Raw genomic sequence first — 19,723 nt, forward strand, 5'->3', positions numbered from 1 at the left:
TCCTCCTTCGGGGGGAGGGATTGTCTGCTTTTTTGACTCGAATCGGGTTGCGTTGTGGCCATAACTTTCAGAGAATTTGGCATTGAACGCGTGATTTGCGAATTTTTTGGAATCGGATGCCAAATGAAACTGGATGCCATCGACCGGCGGATCCTGAGCGCGCTGCAGCGCGACGGCCGCATGCAGAACGTGGAGCTCGCGCACGAGGTCGGGCTGTCGCCGTCGCCGTGCCTGCGGCGCGTGCGGCTTCTCGAGGAAGCGGGCGTGATCGAGAAATACGTGGCCGTGCTGAATCCCGCGAAGGTCGGCAAGGGGCTGACGATCTTCACGCGCGTGTGGCTGAAGGGGCAGGACGCGGAATCCGTGAACCGTTTCGCCGATGCCGTCCAGCAGATGCCGGAAGTCGTCGAATGTCACCTGATGGCGGGCGACTGCGATTTCCTGCTGCGCGTCGTCGCGGCCGACATCGACGACTATCGGCGCTTCCAGATGGAAACCCTCACGCGCATTCCCGGCGTGCTGAGCGTGAAGACCGACATTCCGATGCAGAAGGTCAAGCTGACGTCGGCGCTGCCGACCTAGCGCCGAACGGGTGCGAGGCGATGACTCGACGAACGGTCAGGTCTCGGTGACAATCGCCGGGTAATCTGGCGAGTCACGCCGCTTCGAACGTATCGCACGCACCGCCGTGCGATGTTCGATGCGCAAGCAACTAACGGTCAATGTCGATGCGATCGGGCAGGCGGCGCTGCGCGCCGGGTCATGCGCCGGCGCGGATGCGTTTCTTCTTGTCGGGCCATTCATGCAGCCATTCAACAATCCGTGGAATTCGCTGGAAATCGTCAAGCTCGTGCTCGGCGTGCTGACGCCGTTGTCGGTGGCCTGCCTCGGCTGGCTCGTCGCGCGTCGGCTGAAGCGACTCGAACTCGTACAGTGGACCAACCAGCGGCTGATCGAGAAGCGCCTCGCGCTGTACGACGCGGTCGCGCCACAGCTCAATGCGCTGCTGTGCTTCTATACGTGGATCGGCTACTGGAAGGACATCTCGCCGGACGACGTGATCCGCGCGAAGCGCGAGCTCGACCGCACGTTTCATATCTACCGCTACCTGTTCGACGAGGATGTGTACGACGCGTATCACACGTATATCCACGCGCTGTTCGACATGCACACGGGCCCGGGCCGCGACGCGCGAATCCGCTCGCTGATCCAGTCGCCGGACGGCGACCGGAGCGTACACGGGGCGTATGAATGGAAGCCGGCGTGGTCCGAGCGTTTCGCGACCGCGAATGTCGTGCCGAAGGACGACGTGCTGCGGCATTACACGCAGTTGATGGAACGGCTGCGCGTGGCACTGGGCGCGACGCGCTGACGGCTCGGCCTCGCACCTCACGCTTCGCGCCTTACGCTTCGCGCCTTACGCCGCGCACCTCACGCCGGTATCGAAATCCGCCACCCGGCGGCACGGATTCACGCCCTCGCACAAGAAGCGGATGCGGAGCGCGGTAGCTGCTGACATCCTCGCGCCATGTTCACTCTCGCGAGGTCCATATGATTGTCGACACCGGCTGCCAGCCGCTCATGATCCGCTCGCCCGGTGCGGGCCGGCGGCGTCTTTTCTCCACCGGTTCTCCCGAACCTCATGACATGCCGTTGCCGGTCGAGCCGGAGATCGGCGACATCGTGTTCATCCGCGTGACGGTGCGGCCGTTTCTCGAGGTCGCTAGCGCGACACGGTCGTGGACGAATCACGTCGGGATCGTCGTCGGCCGGCGCGGTGGCGAGCCGCTCGTCGCCGAGAGCACGTTTCCGCTGTCGCGCGTCACGACGATGTCGCGGTTTCTTGCGCGTTCCCATCGCGGCGCATGCGTGATCGCGCGGCTGAAGCAGCCGTTCGATGCCGCGCAGCGGCGCCGGCTCGTCGACGCGGCGATGCGCCGGGTCGGCGTGGTCTACGACACGGGTTTCAATCTCGCGTCGCGCCGGCAGTTCTGTTCGCGTTTTGTTCGGGAGGTTGTGCGTGACGCGACGCGGATCACGCTCGGCGATGTCGAAACCTTCGACACGCTGCTGCGCCGGAATCCCGATCATCCGCTCGGTTTCTGGAAGGTCTGGTACTTCGGGCGGATTCCGTGGCAGCGCCGCACGGTGACGCCGGCGAGCTTGATGGACAGCCGGGAACTGCGCGTGGTAGTGGATACGCGCGATCGTACCGACGATGCTTGCGCGGGCGGGGATTAGGCGGGATGCAAGGCACTTGGGCGATCAGTCGCGCGAGGAACCGACGGCCGATTCATGCACGTCCGTGCGTTGGTGCGACTCAGGCGAAAGAGATCACGAGTTTCTTGCCGCATGCGGCCGCATACTTGCGCAGCGTATCAATCGACGGCGAGTGCTGGCCTGTCGCGAGCGCACGTTCGAGCCGCGTGACGGCAGGCGCCTTCGTGCCCATGCGCTCTGCCACATCGGCTTGCGAAAGACCGGCGGCTCGCCGGGCGGCCAGCATTGCGTCGAGCAGCGCGAATTCCTCGCGGTTCAGCCGGTCGTACTCGGCGCATACCGTCGGATCGGCCAACGCGCGCTCGCGCAGTGCCTTATAGGTTGCCATCTCGAATCTCCTTCAATCGGCGGCGCGCGGTTTCCAGGTCCTTCTGCGGCGTTTTCTGCGTCTTCTTCACGTAGCAGTGAAGCATGACGATCCGCCGGTTGACGACCGCGCAGTAAAACACACGTGCGATATCTTCCAGGCCCTTCAACCGCATTTCGTACAACCCGTCGCCCATCGGCCTGGTGTGAGGTTCGCCCGGATTCGGGCCGTACTGCTCCATGCGGTCAGCGAGTGCGAAGAATCTGGCGATCAGCGTTTTCGGCAACGCAAATACGCCAGCCTCGACTTGCTCGCTGAAGAAATGGATTTCATCCGCGACGGTTCGCATAGTAACAAATTTGTTATTTCCTTGCAGGAAGGAGCGCCGTCGTGTCTGTCATGAGGGCGGCTCGTCGAATGCACGGAAGCACCGGAGAAACGTTCAGGCGTTTCTCCGGTGCTTCGTTGCTGATGTGCGAGCCAGATTGTTTGGCTGTGGCCTGAATTCGGCTAGTTGTCCGAATGGATATCAGGCCTGCCCGTGCGCTTCTGCAGGAAGCGAGATCAGTTCCGCCCCGCCACCGCGAGCCTTGCCGCGAGCCCCACGAACACCGTACCGAGCAGGTATTGCGGCAGCTTCGACGCGCGGCGGCGCGCGCCGATCCGCCGGCTCAGCCGGCTCGCGGAGAGAATCACCGCGCCGTTCACGACGAGCCCGATCAGGTTGAGCACCGTCGCGAGCACGAGAATCTGCACGGCGATCGAGCCATGCTCGGGCCGCACGAACTGCGGGAATAGCGCGAGCACGAACAGCGCCATCTTCGGATTCAGCAGGTTCGTCGTCAGGCCCTGACGGAAGATCGTAGTGGTCGAGTGGCGACGCTGCGACGCGACAGGCGACAGCGAGGTTGCGTCGGAACGGAACGTCTTCCACGCGAGATAGAGCAGATACGCGGCGCCGGCGAAACGCACGATGTCGTACGCGATCGGCACCGCGAGAAAGAGCTGCGACAGCCCGAGCGCGGCGGCGAGTGCATGACAGTAAGTGCCGGCCTGAATGCCGGCGAGCGTCGCAAAGCCAGCACGCCGGCCCTGGCTCACGCTGCGGGACGCGATCAGCAGCATGTCGGGCCCCGGCGTGGCGGTCAGCGCGAGACACGCGCCGGAGAACAGCGCGAGCGTGGAGAGGTCGATCATGGGAATCCCTTTTGCGTGAGCGGCGTAAAAAGGAATGCCAGTTTAGGAGTGCCGCTGCAGGCGGTCAACCGTGCTCGCGCCATGATTTGGCCGACGGCCGACAGGCTTCCATCCTTTCGATAAAACGGAAGCCGTCTTGACCATTCGCTCGCTTCGTGCGACTGCATCAGCAATTAACAATTTAGTCACGAATTTTCGTACGTGATCTAAATACATGCGAAATGTCTGTCTGTAGCATTCGGCCCTTGAGTCAGTGCTGGCAAGTGCCTTGCCGGCAAGGTCCGAACCTGTTCCATGTGGGTAGATCATATGCAAGTCGTCGACCACCGTCGGGTCGATATCGGTAACGTCGAAGCGACACGATCGCTCGATGGCGGTTCGTATGCGGTGCCGCGCGACGCAAGCGTGACGCGGCGGGCCCGCCACGCATTGTGCGCGGCGCTGATCTGCGGCGGTGCCGCGGGCCTGTTCGAACCGGCGCTTGCGCAAGTGCCGGACGCGGGGCGAGCGATGCGCGACATCGAGACGCCGCGTCCGGATCTGCCGCCGGAATCCGCGCCAGAGCTTACGGTTCCGCCGTCGGAAGAGGCCGCCGAGAGCGCGCCGGAGTCGGGGCCGCTCGTGTTCGTTCGCGCATTCGCGCTCGACGGCAATACCGTGTTCGGCAGCGACAAACTGCTGCCGCTCGTCGCCGATCTGGCCGGCGGCACGTTGAGTTTCGCCGACCTGCAACGCGCCGCCGGGCGTATCACAGCCTTCTATCGCCGCCATGGCTACGTGCTTGCACGCGCCTACCTGCCTCGCCAGGACATCGATGACGGCGTCGTGCGTATCGAAATCACCGAAGGGCGCTACGGCGCCATCACGATCCAGAACCATTCGCGCGTGCTCGGTGCCGCGCTGCGCCAGCCGCTCTCGGCGCTGCATCCGGGCGATGTCGTACGCGGGACCGATCTCGAGCGCAGCCTTTTGCTGCTCGACGATCTCGCTGGCGTCGGTGCGCGCGGCACGTTGCGTCCGGGCGAAACGCCCGGCACCACCGATCTCGTCGTCGACGCCGACAAAGGGCCGCTCGCGTCCGGATCGCTCGAATTCGACAACTTCGGCGACGTGGCGCTCGGGCGCTACCGTCTCGGCGGCAGTATCGACGTCAATTCACCGCTGCGGCTCGGCGATCGCCTGAGCCTGCGCGGGCTCGTCAGCAACGAACTGCAGCGCTACTACCGTGCCGCCTACCAGGTACCGGTCGGGCCCGCGTCGACGCGGGTCGGCGTCGCGTATTCGTCGCTGCGCTACCGGCTCGGCGGCGCGTTTTCCGATCTCGATTCCCAAGGCCGTGCGAGCGTGCAGACCGCGTACGTCACGCAGCCGCTCGTGCGCGCGCGCACCCTGAGCGTCACCGCGCAGATCCAGTACGAAAACAAGAACCTGCGCGACGACTACGGCGTATTCGACATCCGGCGCGACAAGAACGTCGGCCTGTGGACCTTCGGCGTCAGCGGCAACAGTCAGGACGGCTTGCTGGGCGGCGGCCGCAACGGGTTCTCGGTGATGTTCGGCGTCGGGCGGCTGCGCAGCAACGATCCGTTCGAAGCGGATGCGCTGAAGAAGTCGATCGGCAGTTTTGCGAAGCTGAATGTGAGTGCGCTGCGCGTGCAGGCGCTGGGGCGGAGGCTCGAGTTGTACACGCAGTTCAGCGCGCAGCTCGCGTCGCGCAATCTCGACGAATCGGAGAAGTTCAGTCTCGGCGGCCCGTACGGCGTGCGCGCGTATGCGCTCGGTGCCGGCAGCGGCGACCAGGGCTGGCAGGCCAGCGCGGAGCTGCGTTATCTCGTCGCGCCGGGATGGCAGGTCAGCACGTTCGTCGATGCCGGGCGCGTGCAGGGCGACAAGCACCCGTGGACGCGAGAACGAAACATGCAGCACATGCAGGCCGGCGGTGTCGGCGCGAGCTGGTATGGCGCGAAGCGCCAGGTGACGCTGACGGCCGCGTGGCCGCTCGGCGCGGCGACCGGCTCGCCGACCCGCGCGCCGAGCGTATGGGTTCAGGCCGCTCAGTATTTCTGAGCACGCGTGATCGTTCCGTCTGGCAAGGCGGGGTTGTAAATATAAATTGAAGAGGATACCAAAATGAACAAGGCCTATTCATTGGTGTGGAATGAAGTGCAGGGCGGCTGGTGCGCAGTCGGGGAAACGGCGCGCCGTCGCGGCAAGTCGGGCGGCGGCAAGCGCCTGCTCGCGGCGGGCGTGTCGCTGCTGGGGCTGGCGGCAGCGTCGGGTGCGTACGCACTGCCGACGGGCGGCGTGATCGCGGGGGGGCAAGCGGACATCGCGACGTCGGCGGACAACAAGACGATGTCGATCAACCAGCACACGGACAAGCTGATCACGAACTGGCAGGACTTCAGCGTGGGCGGCGGCGAGCGGGTGTCGTTCAAGCAGCCGACGAACCAGTCGATCGCGCTGAACCGGGTGATCGGGGCGAACGGCAGCCAGATTCACGGTCAGATCGACGCGAACGGTCGCGTGTTCCTGGTGAACCCGAACGGGGTGATGTTCGGCTCGGGCGCACAGGTGAACGTGGGTGGCCTGGTGGCGTCGACGCAGAACCTGTCGGACGCTGATTTCATGGCGGGCCGCTACCGGTTCGCGGGCACGTCGGGTCAAGCGGTGGAGAACGCGGGGACGATCGCGGCGACGGAAGGCGGCAGCGTGGCGCTGCTGGGCGCACGGGTATCGAACACGGGCGTGATCCGCGCGCAGATGGGCCGCGTGGCGCTGGGCGCGGGCAATGCGTTCAACGTGAACTTCGACGGCAGCGGGCTGCTGAACCTGCAGGTCGAAGGCGGTGCGGTGGACGCGCAGGCGAACAACGGCGGGCTGCTGAAGGCGGACGGCGGGGAAGTGCTGATGACGGCGCGCGCGGCAGGCGACCTGCTGGGCTCGGTGGTGAAGAACAGCGGCACGATCGAGGCGAAGGGGCTGAGCAGCCGCGCCGGGAAGATCACGCTGGACGGTGGCCAGGTGCATGTCGCGGGCAAGCTGGACGCGAGCGCGCAGGACGCATCGACGACGGGCGGCACGGTGACGACGCGCGGCGAGCGGGTGGTGGTGTCGCGCGACGTGCAGGTGGATACGCGTGCGGTGTCGGGCAAGGCGGGACTGTGGACGATCGAGGCGGCCAACGCCGGGGTAGGCGGCAACGCCGACGTCGTGATCGACGGTGAGACGTTGTCGCGCAACCTGGGCACGACGAACGTGGCGCTGACCAACACGTCGGGCGACCTGACGGTGGGCGACGCGGTGAACTGGGCGAGCGACAACGCGCTGGCGCTGACGTCGAAAAAGGGCAACGTCGACCTGAAGCAGTCGCTGACGGCGAGCGGCGCGAACGCGGGCGTGACGATGAACGCGGCAAAACAAATCCGGCTCGGCAACAAGGTGACGTTGACGGGCGAAAACGCGAGCCTCGCACTGAACTCGGGCAGCGGGCATACGCTGACGAACGACGATGCGGTGGTCACGCTGTCGGGTCGCAATGCGTCGTTCTCGGCGAACGGCGAAGCGTATCGGGTGATTCACGATCTCGCTGGGCTGCGCGGTGTCGACGGCAACATGAACGGTCGTTACGTGCTGGGTAATGCGATCGACGGCAACGGCGCGCAATTCCGCAGCCTCGGCGGCAACAGCGCGAGCTTCGGCGGCGCGTTCGACGGTCTGGGCAATACCGTGCGCAACCTGTCGGTCACGAATCCCGGCGTGGCGGTCGTCGGGCTGTTCGCGTCCAATACCGGCCGTATCGCCAACCTCACGCTTGAAAAAATCACGGCACGGGCATTTGCGCCGGCCAGCGGCTCGCCCGTCAGCGTCGGCGCATTGGCCGGCTACAACATGGGCGAGATCTCGAACGTGAAGGCGAAGGACGTCCTGGTAAGCGGCAGCGGCCGTACGATGGTCGGTGGCCTGGTCGGCAGCAACCTGAGCGGCACGATCGATCGCGCATCCGTTTCCGGCCGTGTCGAAGGCGACAAGGATGCGATCTCCGTTGGCGGACTGGTCGGAGAAAACATCACCGTCCTGTGGCCGAATCGCGGCGACGCGATCATCAGCAACAGCAGCGCCAACGTACAGATCGGCAGCCAGTCGGCCGGCAACACGGGCGGTCTGGTCGGTCTCAACCGTGGCGTTATCAAGGCGTCGACGGCAGCAGGCAGCGTTACGGCCATGGCCCGCGGCGCGCGTGTCGGCGGTCTCGTCGGTGTCAACGACGGCGCGAACAAGGCCGGGCGCATCAACGCTTCTTCGTCGTCCGCGAGCGTGCGGGCCGGCCATGACGCGACGGCGGGCGGCCTCGTCGGCTACAACACCGCATCGATCGAGGCCTCCGACGCGACGGGCAGCGTGACCGTGGGCGACAACGCCAAGGCGGGTGGCCTCGTCGGGGAAAATCTCGGCAAGATCGCAGCGTCGACGGCGGGCGGCAATGTCGTTGCCGGCAAGTCGGCCATCGTCGGCGGGCTCGTCGGCGTCAACCGCGCGACGATCCTGGCGTCGACGGCGAACGGTAGCGTTCAGGCCGGCAACGCCGCGGTGGCGGGCGGGCTCGTGGGGTATAACGCGGGCACCGTCAGCGCATCCACCGCGAACGGCGACGTCTCGACGGGTGCCGACAGCGATCTGGGTGGCCTCGTCGGCCGCAACGACTTCCTCGGCAAGGTGATCGCATCGAGCGCACACGGCAACGTGAACGGGAGCGACGACGTGAAGGCCGGCGGCCTTGTCGGCTCGAACCTCGGCAACGTGGACGGTTCGTCGGCCAACGGAGCGGTCAAGGTCGGCGCGCGGGGCCAGGCGGGTGGTCTCGTCGGCGAAAACTTCGGCACCGTGGCCGCTTCCTCGGCCGACGGCAACGTATCTGTCGGCGATAGCGGCATCGCGGGCGGTCTCGTCGGCATGAATGCCGGCACGGTGGCGGGCTCTAAAGCAAGAGGGGCCGTGAACGTAGCCGGTACGGGCAAGGCAGGCGGCCTGGTCGGATTCAACATGGGCCGCGTGTCGTCGTCCAGCGCGTCGGGCGACGTCGTCGTGGGCGCCGATAGCGCCGTCGGCGGTCTGGTCGGCCATAACTTCATGGGCGCATCGATCGATGCATCCGACGCTTCCGGTTCGGTGAAGGGCGGCGATGGCAGTTCGGTCGGCGGTCTCGTCGGCGCAAACGACGGCAAGATCGCGTCGTCGTCGGCGTCGGGTTCAGTGTCCGGCGGGCGCTATGCACGGCTGGGCGGCGTGGCCGGCGAAAACTTCGGCAACGTCGATCGTTCGAGCTCGAGCAGCCGTATTGCCTACACGGCCGGGTACGACCAGTTCTACGGTGGGCTGTTCGGTGTCAACTTCGGCTGGATGAGCGGCAATAGCGTGAGCGGAAGCGCGGCGACGGTGCAGCTCGTGGGCCTCAATCTCCGCTAAATCGGGAACTGATCGGTCCCGTTCCGGGAGGCGGCGTTCGTTGCAGTGCCGCTCGCCTCCCGGGCACGTCGTGCTGTCGCGGCTTCGACTCGACGCCCGTTCGGCGTAGGTGCCGGGCGGGTTGGCCGGTCGGCGATGGTGGTATGCATGCCATAGCCGACCGGTCGTCGTCGAAACGATGTCTTTCAAAGGTTCTTCACGTCGCTTCGTGAAGAACCTTTTCTTTTTGGCGGCGAGCCTGACACGCCCGCAGAATCGTCGGAACGGTCGGTATTCGCGTCGGCAGTACGCGTCATGGCGGCAGCGCGATCGGAGTTATCTCTAAAAAACTTCGACACATTGCGTTGCCCGAGAGGTTGATCCGCCGAACACGCATTCAACGCAATGCGGAACAAGCGACTCATATTTGCGGCATCAAGGTTCGGTCAAGTCCGAAAGTATTTCGACATTCTGTGTGACGTGTACGAAATGGTTCATTCGATGAGGACGCCCGCGCGGGCCTTTGGCATGATCGGAAATCCCTCTTTTTTCAGGTGTATTCCGAGACGATCACGGGTGCCGGAACGACGTCGTTCCGGTTGCGTTCGCGATCGTCGCCGCGCGCCATGTCGCAGAGCCCGCTTCAATCCCTTCGTCGCTACCAGAGCATTTCGGTGTTCGGCGGCGGAATCGTCGTCACCGTCCTTGTCCTGATCGCTTGCGGTCTCGGGATGGCGTCGATCGTCTCGGGTTACGTCGAGGGGGCGCGGCGCAACTACCTGAACGGCCTGGAACAGACGCTCAACGAAATCCACGTGAGCGAAACCTCGTTCCGCAACGGCGTCGCGAACGCGCAACTGATCTGGCAGGAGGCCAGCGACGCGCCGGCGGCCGTCGTCGACGAATTCTTCGCCAACGACCAACGCATCGCGACCCGGCCGTATCCGTCGCTCATCGTCGGTGTGCCGGCGCAAACCGGCAACCGGGCCGAAGTCGCGCGCTATCTGTCGCTGTCGGTGCTGCTGTCGCGCATCTGCGCGGCCAGTTCGATCAATCGCGGGCGTACGCTGGAGGGCTACCACTACAGCACGCGTACGGGATTGCTCGCGCTGATTCCCCATCGGGACCGCGACGATCCGGCACTGGTTTCACTGGAAAGCCGTACGCGCGTGCTGGACGCGTTGCGCGTCGATTTCGAGCGCCCGTATCCTGGCATCGCCGATACGCGCCCGCATGTGCGCTGGCTGGCGCCGTTCATCGATCCCGTGTCGGGGCAGTCGCGTATCCGGATTGCGGCCGAGGCGCGCGACAACGGTAAACCGTTTGCGGTGCTCGTCACCGAATATCCACCCGATTACCTGCTGTCCTGGCTTGCCGACTATCGCCCGGAAGGCGCGTTCTACATCACGACGGCCGATGGCCGGCTCGTCACGATGGATCCGTCGGCGCACGATGCCGATCGCGTGGAAAGCCTGCTGAAGCTGAACCCGTGGCGGGACGGTGCGTCGTCGTCGGGCGCACCCGTGTTCCGCGACGGCTTCCTGTTGTTTCACGGCAAGCTCGAATCGACGGGCTGGACGCTTGCGTATGCGCTGTCGTGGACCGACATCGCGGCCGGCGTCGCGCATTCTGCCGGTATGCTCGGTGCCGCGACATTGCTCGCGCTCATGGTCATGTGGGGGCTGCTGCTGCGCTTTCATCGGCGAGAGTTCGTGCCGCTTTACACGCGTTCGCAGCGCGTGTTCGACAGCGAAGCGCTGTGCCGCAGCGTGATCGAGATGGCGCCGATCGGGCTCGGGCTGATCGCGCGCGACGACGGGCGTTTCATGCTCGCGAGCCCTGCGCTCACGGACATGGTTGGGCGGATCGGCGGCGACTATCATGCGCTGTCGAGCCAGGTGGCCGACGCATGGCAGGCGCGCGGCGACGCAGGCGGCGTGCTGCACGACGACCTCCTGGTGGGGGGCGTGGAAGCCGCGCATCTGCACCTCGAATTCATTGCGTGCGGCGCACGCTATCAGGGAACGGACGTGCTGATCGCCGCGGTCGCCGACATGACCGCCAAGCGGCAGCTTGTGCAGCAACTGGAAGAGGCCGTGCGCGCGGCCGATTCGGCCAACGCCGCGAAATCGTCGTTCCTCGCGGCGATGAGCCACGAGATCCGTACGCCGCTGAACGTGATTCTCGGCAACCTTGAACTGCTCGAGCGCTCGGCGCTCGACGCGACCCAGCATGATCGCGTGCACACGTTGCGCACGTCGGCGACGAGCCTGCTCGCGCTCGTCAGCGACATTCTCGATTTCTCGAAGATCGAGGCCGGTGCGATGTCGGTCGAATCGATCGAGTTCGACGTGATCGCGACGGTCGAGCGCGAGTTGAATGCGTTCGCGACGATCGCGAAGGCGAAGGGGGTACAGCTATTCTGCGAGATCCATGCGAGCAGTACGCAACAGATGCGCGGCGATCCGACCCGGTTCGCGCAAGTGCTCCGCAACCTGCTGAGCAACGCGCTCAAGTTTACCGATGTCGGCCGCGTGACCGTACGCGTCGCGGTCGTTGCCGAAAGGCACGACACGCCGGAGCTGTCGGTCGAGGTCGAGGACACCGGCATCGGCATCGCCGCTGAACATCGACGCAAGCTGTTCAACGCGTTTTCGCAGGTCGACACATCGATCACACGGCGTTACGGGGGCACGGGGCTTGGGCTTGCGCTGTGCGACCGGCTCGTCGCGGCGATGGGCGGCCGCATCGAAGTGGCGAGCGGACCGGGCGCCGGCAGCCGTTTCACGGTGCTTCTGCCGCTCGGCCTGGACGTCGTCGCACTCGACCGGCCGCGCACGGCTCGCGCACACCGGCTGACACTGATCGCCGCACATCCCGGGTGGCGCGATTTTGCGTTGCCGCATCTGCGCGCATGGGGATTCGACGTCAGCGTGTACAACAGCCCGTCGAGTCTGCCGGCCGGCACCGCACGACGCGGCGCGGTCGTGCTGTTCGGCGATTCCGACACATGGTCGCACGCGGATCTGGCCAGCCTGAGCGATTGCGCACCGCTGATACTCGCGATACCCGACGGCCCGCTCGAACCGTATCGCGCGGGTGGCACGGTACGCGTATCGAGTTATTCGCTCGGCGGCTTGCGCGCTGCGCTGGCGCTCGGCGGCCCGATGCGAGACGAAAGCGGGATTGGTGCCGTATCGGGCGATGCCCCGCGGCGTGACGATTCGCCCGCACGCGATTCGGCGACGGCCGAAATGTCGTGCGACGCGGCCGCGCGCGGCAGTCGTGCATTGCGCGTGCTCGTCGCCGACGACGAAACCATCAACGGCTCGATTTTCAGCGAACAGTTGTGCGCGCTCGGCTGCACGGCAACCGAGGTCGGATCGGGGCATGCGGCGCTCGAATTGCTGGCTGGCGACGACTGGGACGTGCTGTTGATCGGCGACGATCTGCCCGACATGCGCGCGCACCAACTGGCGGAAGCGGCGCGCGGCGTCGATCCCGCGTGCGACGTACTGGTCGTGACGTCTCATCTGACGCCCGAAAGCATGCACCGCTGCACGACAGCGGGTGTGCGACGCGTATTGACGAAACCCGTGACGCTCAGGCACCTGCGCGGCGCGCTTGCGCATGCGCGGCAGCGGCGTGCCGCGACTCCGGCGCAGGAGCCATGCGCGGCCGCGTGCCCATTGGGCTCAACCAATCATGAAACGGTGTTGCATGACAAGTAACCAACAGCAGCGAACGCATCAACGAGTATTCGAGATAACAACAGAGGCAGGGTGCCGACGCACGTCGCGCGGCAGATTTCAAATCAATACTGGAGGGGAACGCTGTGCGCCATGTAGGGAAGATATTCGCACTGTTGCTCGATTTTGCCGCACTCTCTGAGAAGTCTCGTCGGGAGTTCCTGACGATGATGAACGAGTTTCTGCTGATGTCGCCGGTTCAGCGGCGACGTGTGCTGACCGAGTGGAAAAATAGGGTGGATGGCAACTCGCATGACCTGCCCGGCGATTCGAGCCAGCGATAGCGCGCCGTGTAGCGGCACGGCCGCGCTGCGAGAGAGCGCGGCCGGCATCCCGTAACGGCGCCGAGCCGTCTTGAACTTCGGCAAATCTGCATGGCGCGGCCGTGCGGACTCGTCGTGCGCATCACGGGCGTCGGCGCATATCGTCCGCCGCGTGGGCCGCACAGATATTGCAGGGCGAACCGGGATTTATCTTAAAATTGAGTCACTATTAGTCCGGTGCGCCGTATACGGCCAGCTATCGACACGATGGCGCGAGCATGCTCCCCGTCGCGGCGGGGACCGGAAGCGTGACTGAAAGCCTCGGGGAAACAGGAACATGGACGAATTCTTTGTGCGCGTGATGGTGGCCGACGATCATCCGGCGTCCGCGCTCGGCATGTCGCAGTCGCTGCAAGGCAACAGCACGATCAAGCTTGTGGGCACCGTTTCGAACTCGACGGACCTGGTCGCGGCGCTCGACGCGCAGCAGAGCGACGTGCTCGTGCTCGACTACGTGATGCCGGGCGGCAAGTACGGCGACGGGCTCGTGCTGCTGTCGTTCCTGCAGCGCCGCTATCCGGCGCTGCATATCGTGACGATCACGATGATCGACAATCCGAGCGTGCTGCGCGCGATTCACAGCCAGGGCGTGAGCTGCATCCTCAGCAAGTCGGACGCGATCTCGCACCTGATCGGCGCCGTGCATGCCGCGTATGTCGGTGCGAACTACATGTCGCCGTACATCAAGCAGCTCCTGCAGGACATCGAATCCGAGCCCACTGCCCGCGCACTGACGTCGCGCGAGATCGAGGTTGTCCGGTTGTTCGGCGCGGGCTACACGGTGGGAGAGATCGCCGCGCAGCTCCATCGCAGCAAGCAAACCATCAGTTCGCAGAAGTCGAGCGCAATGAAGAAACTCGGGATCGTTCGCGACGCGGATCTGATCCGTTACAACGATGAGCAAAAACTCGCCGGCGCGTCCGACGACGATTCCGCGTCGACGTGACGTGCGAGGGCCGGCTGCCGCTCCGGTCGGCTTCGGGGCGCACGCCGCCGAAGTGACGCATTGCGTGCGGGCGGAGGCACGCCGCGCGACACGACTACCCTGTTTTCCAGGGAGCCGATGCGCCCGCATCGGTGAATGATTCGGTACGCCCGGCCACGAGCAACGAGATCGACACGACATGCCCGCAAAGCTGAAAAGACTTTTCTCGCACGGCGCGGTGGCTGTTCGCAAGCCATTCGAGCCGGGGCGCGTCCGGCGGCAGCAGCAGTTTCTGCTGTATGGCAGCGGCGCGGCGATCTCGGCGTTCATTCTGGTGTGCGCGACGCTGGTTTTGCTGCTCGACGTGCAGGAGTCGCTCGAGCGCTTCCGCGTCGAGTTCACGGGGCGCAGGGCCGAACTCGTTGCCGAGGTGGAGATCATGCGGGCGCTGCGGAATCGCTATGTCGAGGACATCGAGCTGCAGTGGGCCAACGTCGCTGAAAATTCGCCGGGCCTGCCCGGGTTGCTCGCCGGCAAGCACGGCAAGCAGACGTTCGTCGGGCGCAAAGGGCGAATTGCGATCGCCGCATTCGCCGATATCCCGCCGGCCGCATCGGCGAACAGTCACTTGCCTTACCTCGTCCGCTATCTCGAGGGGGTAGCGGTGACGGGCGTCCTGCCGCCGCCGCAACCGGCCGATCCGGGCGGTTCCGCTTATCTGATCGATCCGAACGGAGATTTCATCGTGGCGGCAGGGCATCCGCTCGTGAAGCGGGCGCTTGCACTGCCAGCCGGTTTCGATGTGAGGGCACTGGCCGAGCAACTGCTGCCGACGAGGAACGATACGGCCGTATCGACGGCGGATGCGGCTGTATCGACCGCGCCCGCCGTTCGTCGAAACGCGATTGCGCTGGACCGGCGATTCGATCCGGTGCTCGGGCGCTCCGTGCTGCGGATGGTGCAATGGGTGCGCGGCGCGAACGGCAAGCCGGTCGTCTGGTTCGTCATCAACAGCCTGCCGCTGATAGAGGGGATACTGCGCTCGCCGGGCGCCGGCAGGGAATACGCGCTCGTCGATTCCGGCGGAAACCTTCTGCTCGGCGGGCAACCCGACAGTACGATGGTGGCCCGTGCGCTCGAGCATGCGCGCCACGAGGCCGGCGAGCGAGCGGTCGCACATCGCGTCGGTATGAACTTCGTCGTCAGTGACCGGATACCGAGATCGGACGAGGTGGTGATGGCGACCATCTCATGGCGTGCCGTTCTGAGCGACATAGCCTTGCGCGCGAGCTTGACGGTCGCACCCGCGCTCTTCGCGATCGTGCTGCTGTGGATCGCAATCGTGATGTTCGACCGGCGGGCGCTGCGTCCGGCGAATCGGCGAGCGATTCGCCTGATCGAAAGCGAGGCGCTCAACCGGACGCTGATCCGCACGGCGCCGGCCGGGCTCGTGCTGCTGTCGTTCGTCGACGGCGAAGCCATCGTGCGCAACGACGCGCTGATCGCGTACGAGCGGGACGTGTCGGGCGAGCCGCTCGGCAAGCGGCTGTGGCGCGCGTACCGAGACGGTGCGCCCGCCGGCAACGCGCGTGCGCGCGTGACGCGGGAACTGGCCGTCGAGCGCGCGGGACACGGCACCGTCTATCTCGACGCGCACATCGTGCGCACCAAGTACCGCGGCATCGACGTGCTGCTGTGCACGCTGCTCGACATCACGGCCCGCAAGCAGGCGGAGGAGAAGCTGCGCGAGGCGCGTGAAGCCGCCGAGTTCGCGAACAAGGCGAAGTCGACGTTCCTCGCGACGATGAGCCACGAGATCCGCACGCCGCTCAACGCGATAATCGGCAACCTGGAGCTGATGGAGCGCGCGCAGATGACGGCGCCGCTTCGGCGCCGGCTGGGGACGATCATGTCGTCGTCCGATGCGCTGCTGCGCGTGATCAACGACGTGCTCGACCTGTCGAAGGCCGAGTCGAACCAGATGGCGCTCGAAAGTATCCCGTTCGACCTGCATCGTGTCGTGAACGACGTGGCCGCGATCTTCCGTCCGCTCGCGGATGCGAAAAACCTGGCGCTGACGTGCCGTATTGCCCCGGATCTCGCCGATGGTTACGTGGGCGACTCGACACGGCTGCGGCAACTGGTCTCGAACCTCGTCAGCAATGCGATCAAGTTTACGAAGCGCGGCGGCGTGACGATCGACGTGCGGCTTGCACAGTCGGGCCCGGCCGGTCGTGGCGTCGAAATCGCCGTCAGCGATACGGGCATCGGCATTCCTGAAGACAGCATGCCGACCCTGTTCGATGTCTATATCCAGACCGATGCGTCGATCTACCGGCGCTTTGGCGGTACGGGGCTAGGGCTGCCGCTGTGCCGGCGCATCGTGACGCTGATGGGCGGCGAGTTGAGCGTCGACAGTCGTCTTGGCGAAGGCACGGTTTTCGTGGCGGCGTTGCCGCTGCCCGAAGCGCCGTCCGGCTGGCGAGACGATGCGCCGGAACCCGGGACGTTCGCGGAAACTGCGCGCGGGTACGAAGCGGAGGCCGAATTCGAAGGTGGCGAAGAGGCCGAAACGGACGCGGTGGCCGACGATGAAGAACCGCTGAAAGTACTCGTCGCCGAGGATCATCCGGCAAGCCGGGCGTTGCTGCGCGACCAGCTCGACGCGTTGGGCTACGACGCGACGATCGTTTCCAACGGCATCGAGGCGATGCGCGCGTTCTTCGAGCGTCCGTACGACGTCGTGCTGACCGATCTCGGCATGCCGGAACTCGACGGCTTCGCGCTCGCGAACTTCCTGCGCGAGCAGGGCGCGCGCGTGCCCGTGATCGCGATGACTGCGCATGCGACCGATGAGGATCGCCGGCGCTGTGCACAGGCTGGCGCGGTGGAAGTCGTGCTCAAGCCGCTGTCGATCGAGACGCTCGATGCGGCGTTGCGGAGGCACGCGGGACGCGATACGGCATCGCCCGCGCCGGCCCGCGGGCAAGCGCCCGTCGCGCCCACGATGACCGACGAGGTGCGGCGCACGCTGCGTGATGCGACGCTGCATTCGCTCGCGGCGATCGACGACGCCCTCGCGAGCGGCGACGCCGATACGCTGCGGATCGAACTGCATTCGATGCGCGGTGGCTTTGCGCTGGCGGGCGACGTCGATGCGCGCGATGCATGCGCGCGCGCCGAACACGCGATGCGGGACGGTGGTCCGGAAGCATTGAAGCGCGTGTGGGATTCGACCGTGGAGGCGGTTCGGTTGGCACTCGAACGGCTGTCGACGGACGACGAGGCGGGCTCGCGTGTGTCGGGAAAATAGGCCGAAGTATTGATCGCCGGTTCTGGGCTGGCGGCCGTCGTGCTGCGCATCGCTAAATGAACATCCCGATAGCCGCTGCGCAGACGCAGATGCGTTCCTACCGGTGCAGGTATGGCCCAATCCTCGCGATAGCCACACGGAATGTCGAGGTGCGTGGCAGTGGTCGGCGTGAAGGCTTGTCGTCCTGATTGATCATCGGGACATAGTGGAAACACACATCGTTCCACCCGGATAAAAGGGCAATCGAAAAAATTATTCTGGCGTGTGTTCGACTTCGAGCGCGCGGGCTACGACGAACCCGCGCATCGGCGATACCCCGGCGCGCGAGGGGCGCGCCGGGGACGTCGATTACTGATACATGATCGAGTACATCACCGACGTGTTCACCGTACCCTGACCTGCGGCACCACCCGTCGCGACGTACTGCGCGTAGTAAGGGAGTTCCGCGGCGCCGTTCGACAGTGCGACGATCTTCGAGTTTTCATCGGCCTTGCCGACCCCGATGTTGGTCGTGTCGCCGTTGAGCAGACCGATTTCGACGTTCTTTGCCGTCCCCGCTGCGTTGATCAGTTGACCGGTCGTCGAGTTGACCGTGGTACCCGGCTCGAAGTGCGTGTAAACATTACCCGTCGCCGGCGAGCAGTTCTTCAGGCCGATCTTGAACGGCGTGCGGCCGGCCGTCATCCCGCCCGATGCGAGCGCCGACGTCGACACCTTCGGCAGCGCGACGGTGAAGTCCTTGTTGCCGGTGCCGTTGCCGTCGATCGTGCAGGTCTGCGTGCCGATCTTGCCGTTGATGGTGATCGTGCCGTCTGCCGCGTGCGATACGGCCGGCAGTGCTGCCGCGGCAGCGATGGTGAGAGCGGCGATGCTGGAGAATGCGAGTTTCATGTCAATTCCTCTAGTACTAGGAGATGTAAAAACGGACTCCGCCGTCGAGCCGTCCGCATGCCGTGACCGGCCGTACGGGCGACACCCGACTTCGTCCGTCAATGATCTTCCGATGCAATCCTGCAGGACTGCGAAACAGAAGCCTGTTTCGGCCATCGTTCGAGCGATGACCGCCGTTGCACACCGGTCGTTCGCGATTGCCTTGCGACCGCTGCGCTACCGAATCATTTACTGATAGCTCATCGTGAACGTCGCGACACCCTTGACCGTTCCGCCGGACACCTGGCCGGTCGCGATGTATTGCGCGGACAGCGGAATGCTGGTCGTTGTCGCGGACGGCCCGACAAGCCATTGGTTGGTATTGCCAATGGCGATGGAATCCGGACCGTAACTGACGGGCTGCCCGTTTCTCAGGATGCGAAGCTTCACGCCTTTCGCCGACGAATCGGGCGTGAGGGTCAATTGATTGCCGGTATTGCTCTGATCGGTCAAATCGGTCAGTGTCACGTAAACCTTCGACCCGGATTTACAGTTCAAACCGATATTGAATTCCTTATCCCCCGCTGTCACGCCAACAGCATTGAGTTTGCTTGCCGCGACGGGCTGCAATGGCACATTGACCGACGGCGTGGTGACCGTGCAGGTGTTCGGCATGACGATCAGTTTTCCGTTGTTGTTCAGCCAGTAAAACTGATATTGGGCTCTGGAGTGTGGATTTCCACGGCTTACTATGCCTGTGTTCCAGGCGCCCACGGTTACCCACGGTAGCTTCGCATTATATATATGGTCGCTGAGCTTGATTAATTCGACTTTGACGCGAAATCGGCCTTCAATCGGCTTGGTCGTCGGATTCGCGGGGGCCCAATCCTGAGCGGTGCCGTAAGGCACCATCATGATCTCTCCGGTATCAAGATTGCTGAAGCGCAATCCCAGCGAGCTATCGGCGTTGGGACCTGCTATATTCATCTTAAGGTAAAACACTCCGGGAATGTTCGAGCTGTACCCGCCACCGTTGAAATAGGTTTGGTATCCTCCCGGCGGGCCCGGGTTGGCTCCGCAGACATAATCCATTACCGGTTCCACCGTCGTGGTCGCCAGAACGGCACCGTTCGGTGTGTCATGGGAGACAAGCACATTGCCGAAGCTGAAAAATCGCTGGTAATCGTTCACATTTCCGTTGCCGAAACGGCAAAGATTGGTTTGCGCGAGGCTGGGATTAGAATGAATCCAGCTTGCAAAGAAAATCATGGAAATAAAAAGATATTTGAATCTCATGTTTTCATGTTCCATTTA

General features: G+C 64.6%; 13 protein-coding genes. 8 read left to right on the forward strand and 5 right to left on the reverse strand.

Going from position 1 to position 19,723, the window contains the following annotated elements; all coding sequences use genetic code 11:
• Positions 1 to 123: 123 nt before the first annotated feature.
• The 3 genes from APZ15_RS26115 (at position 124) to APZ15_RS26125 (ending at position 2,241) form a co-directional block, all read left to right on the forward strand.
• A complete protein-coding gene (locus APZ15_RS26115; RefSeq protein ID WP_006749370.1) occupies positions 124 to 582 on the forward strand; it encodes an Lrp/AsnC family transcriptional regulator in 459 nt (152 codons plus the stop codon).
• A gap of 220 nt (positions 583 to 802) precedes the next feature.
• Positions 803 to 1,372: a hypothetical protein gene (locus APZ15_RS26120; protein ID WP_027789976.1), complete on the forward strand. Its 570-nt coding sequence runs from the start codon at positions 803 to 805 to the stop codon at positions 1,370 to 1,372.
• A gap of 179 nt (positions 1,373 to 1,551) precedes the next feature.
• Positions 1,552 to 2,241 (forward strand): YebB family permuted papain-like enzyme, encoded by a 690-nt coding sequence (locus tag APZ15_RS26125; RefSeq protein WP_027789975.1) that lies wholly within the window; start codon positions 1,552 to 1,554, stop codon positions 2,239 to 2,241.
• Positions 2,242 to 2,320: 79 nt separating this feature from the next.
• Here APZ15_RS26125 and APZ15_RS26130 read toward each other — a convergent pair whose 3' ends face one another.
• The 3 genes from APZ15_RS26130 to APZ15_RS26140 all read right to left on the reverse strand — a co-directional run bounded on the left by APZ15_RS26130 (position 2,321) and on the right by APZ15_RS26140 (position 3,784).
• Positions 2,321 to 2,608, reverse strand: coding sequence for a helix-turn-helix domain-containing protein (locus APZ15_RS26130; RefSeq protein WP_027789974.1), 288 nt, complete (start codon positions 2,606 to 2,608; stop codon positions 2,321 to 2,323).
• Entirely contained in the window at positions 2,595 to 2,936 is a 342-nt protein-coding gene (locus APZ15_RS26135) for a type II toxin-antitoxin system RelE/ParE family toxin (protein WP_027789973.1), read from the reverse strand. Before APZ15_RS26135 ends, APZ15_RS26130 begins: the two co-directional genes overlap by 14 nt.
• Before the next feature lie 215 nt (positions 2,937 to 3,151).
• Positions 3,152 to 3,784, reverse strand: coding sequence for a LysE family translocator (locus APZ15_RS26140; RefSeq protein ID WP_027789972.1), 633 nt, complete (start codon positions 3,782 to 3,784; stop codon positions 3,152 to 3,154).
• A gap of 294 nt (positions 3,785 to 4,078) precedes the next feature.
• On the opposite strand from APZ15_RS26140, the gene APZ15_RS26145 reads away from it, so the two are divergent.
• The 5 genes from APZ15_RS26145 to APZ15_RS26170 all read left to right on the forward strand — a co-directional run bounded on the left by APZ15_RS26145 (position 4,079) and on the right by APZ15_RS26170 (position 17,539).
• Positions 4,079 to 5,851: a ShlB/FhaC/HecB family hemolysin secretion/activation protein gene (locus APZ15_RS26145; protein WP_226153310.1), complete on the forward strand. Its 1,773-nt coding sequence runs from the start codon at positions 4,079 to 4,081 to the stop codon at positions 5,849 to 5,851.
• Positions 5,852 to 5,914: 63 nt separating this feature from the next.
• On the forward strand, positions 5,915 to 9,250 hold the full coding sequence (locus tag APZ15_RS26150) for a two-partner secretion domain-containing protein (RefSeq protein WP_027789970.1): 3,336 nt from the start codon (positions 5,915 to 5,917) through the stop codon (positions 9,248 to 9,250).
• A gap of 605 nt (positions 9,251 to 9,855) precedes the next feature.
• Positions 9,856 to 12,960: an ATP-binding protein gene (locus APZ15_RS26155; RefSeq protein ID WP_027789969.1), complete on the forward strand. Its 3,105-nt coding sequence runs from the start codon at positions 9,856 to 9,858 to the stop codon at positions 12,958 to 12,960.
• 618 nt (positions 12,961 to 13,578) lie between these two features.
• Entirely contained in the window at positions 13,579 to 14,247 is a 669-nt protein-coding gene (locus APZ15_RS26165) for a response regulator (RefSeq protein ID WP_027789967.1), read from the forward strand.
• 178 nt (positions 14,248 to 14,425) lie between these two features.
• The gene (locus tag APZ15_RS26170; RefSeq protein WP_027789966.1) at positions 14,426 to 17,539 is read left to right on the forward strand and encodes a hybrid sensor histidine kinase/response regulator; all 3,114 of its coding nucleotides are present in this window, start codon (positions 14,426 to 14,428) and stop codon (positions 17,537 to 17,539) included.
• Positions 17,540 to 17,887: 348 nt separating this feature from the next.
• Here APZ15_RS26170 and APZ15_RS26175 read toward each other — a convergent pair whose 3' ends face one another.
• Positions 17,888 to 18,430, reverse strand: coding sequence for a fimbrial protein (locus APZ15_RS26175; protein WP_027789965.1), 543 nt, complete (start codon positions 18,428 to 18,430; stop codon positions 17,888 to 17,890).
• Positions 18,431 to 18,658: 228 nt separating this feature from the next.
• Entirely contained in the window at positions 18,659 to 19,720 is a 1,062-nt protein-coding gene (locus tag APZ15_RS38485; RefSeq protein WP_034195983.1) for a fimbrial protein, read from the reverse strand.
• Positions 19,721 to 19,723 lie beyond the last annotated feature (3 nt).

Source organism: Burkholderia cepacia ATCC 25416, from assembly GCF_001411495.1.
Lineage (GTDB): Bacteria > Pseudomonadota > Gammaproteobacteria > Burkholderiales > Burkholderiaceae > Burkholderia > Burkholderia cepacia.

Excerpts from the sequence above, each read along its gene's own strand:
- APZ15_RS26115 (WP_006749370.1), top strand. The coding sequence starts at position 124 with ATGAAACTGGATGCCATCGACCGGCGGATCCTGAGCGCGCTGCAGCGC.
- APZ15_RS26120 (WP_027789976.1), top strand. The coding sequence starts at position 803 with ATGCAGCCATTCAACAATCCGTGGAATTCGCTGGAAATCGTCAAGCTC.
- APZ15_RS26125 (WP_027789975.1), top strand. The coding sequence starts at position 1,552 with ATGATTGTCGACACCGGCTGCCAGCCGCTCATGATCCGCTCGCCCGGT.
- APZ15_RS26130 (WP_027789974.1), bottom strand. The coding sequence starts at position 2,608 with ATGGCAACCTATAAGGCACTGCGCGAGCGCGCGTTGGCCGATCCGACG.
- APZ15_RS26135 (WP_027789973.1), bottom strand. The coding sequence starts at position 2,936 with ATGCGAACCGTCGCGGATGAAATCCATTTCTTCAGCGAGCAAGTCGAG.
- APZ15_RS26140 (WP_027789972.1), bottom strand. The coding sequence starts at position 3,784 with ATGATCGACCTCTCCACGCTCGCGCTGTTCTCCGGCGCGTGTCTCGCG.
- APZ15_RS26145 (WP_226153310.1), top strand. The coding sequence starts at position 4,079 with ATGTGGGTAGATCATATGCAAGTCGTCGACCACCGTCGGGTCGATATC.
- APZ15_RS26150 (WP_027789970.1), top strand. The coding sequence starts at position 5,915 with ATGAACAAGGCCTATTCATTGGTGTGGAATGAAGTGCAGGGCGGCTGG.
- APZ15_RS26155 (WP_027789969.1), top strand. The coding sequence starts at position 9,856 with ATGTCGCAGAGCCCGCTTCAATCCCTTCGTCGCTACCAGAGCATTTCG.
- APZ15_RS26165 (WP_027789967.1), top strand. The coding sequence starts at position 13,579 with ATGGACGAATTCTTTGTGCGCGTGATGGTGGCCGACGATCATCCGGCG.
- APZ15_RS26170 (WP_027789966.1), top strand. The coding sequence starts at position 14,426 with ATGCCCGCAAAGCTGAAAAGACTTTTCTCGCACGGCGCGGTGGCTGTT.
- APZ15_RS26175 (WP_027789965.1), bottom strand. The coding sequence starts at position 18,430 with ATGAAACTCGCATTCTCCAGCATCGCCGCTCTCACCATCGCTGCCGCG.
- APZ15_RS38485 (WP_034195983.1), bottom strand. The coding sequence starts at position 19,720 with ATGGAACATGAAAACATGAGATTCAAATATCTTTTTATTTCCATGATT.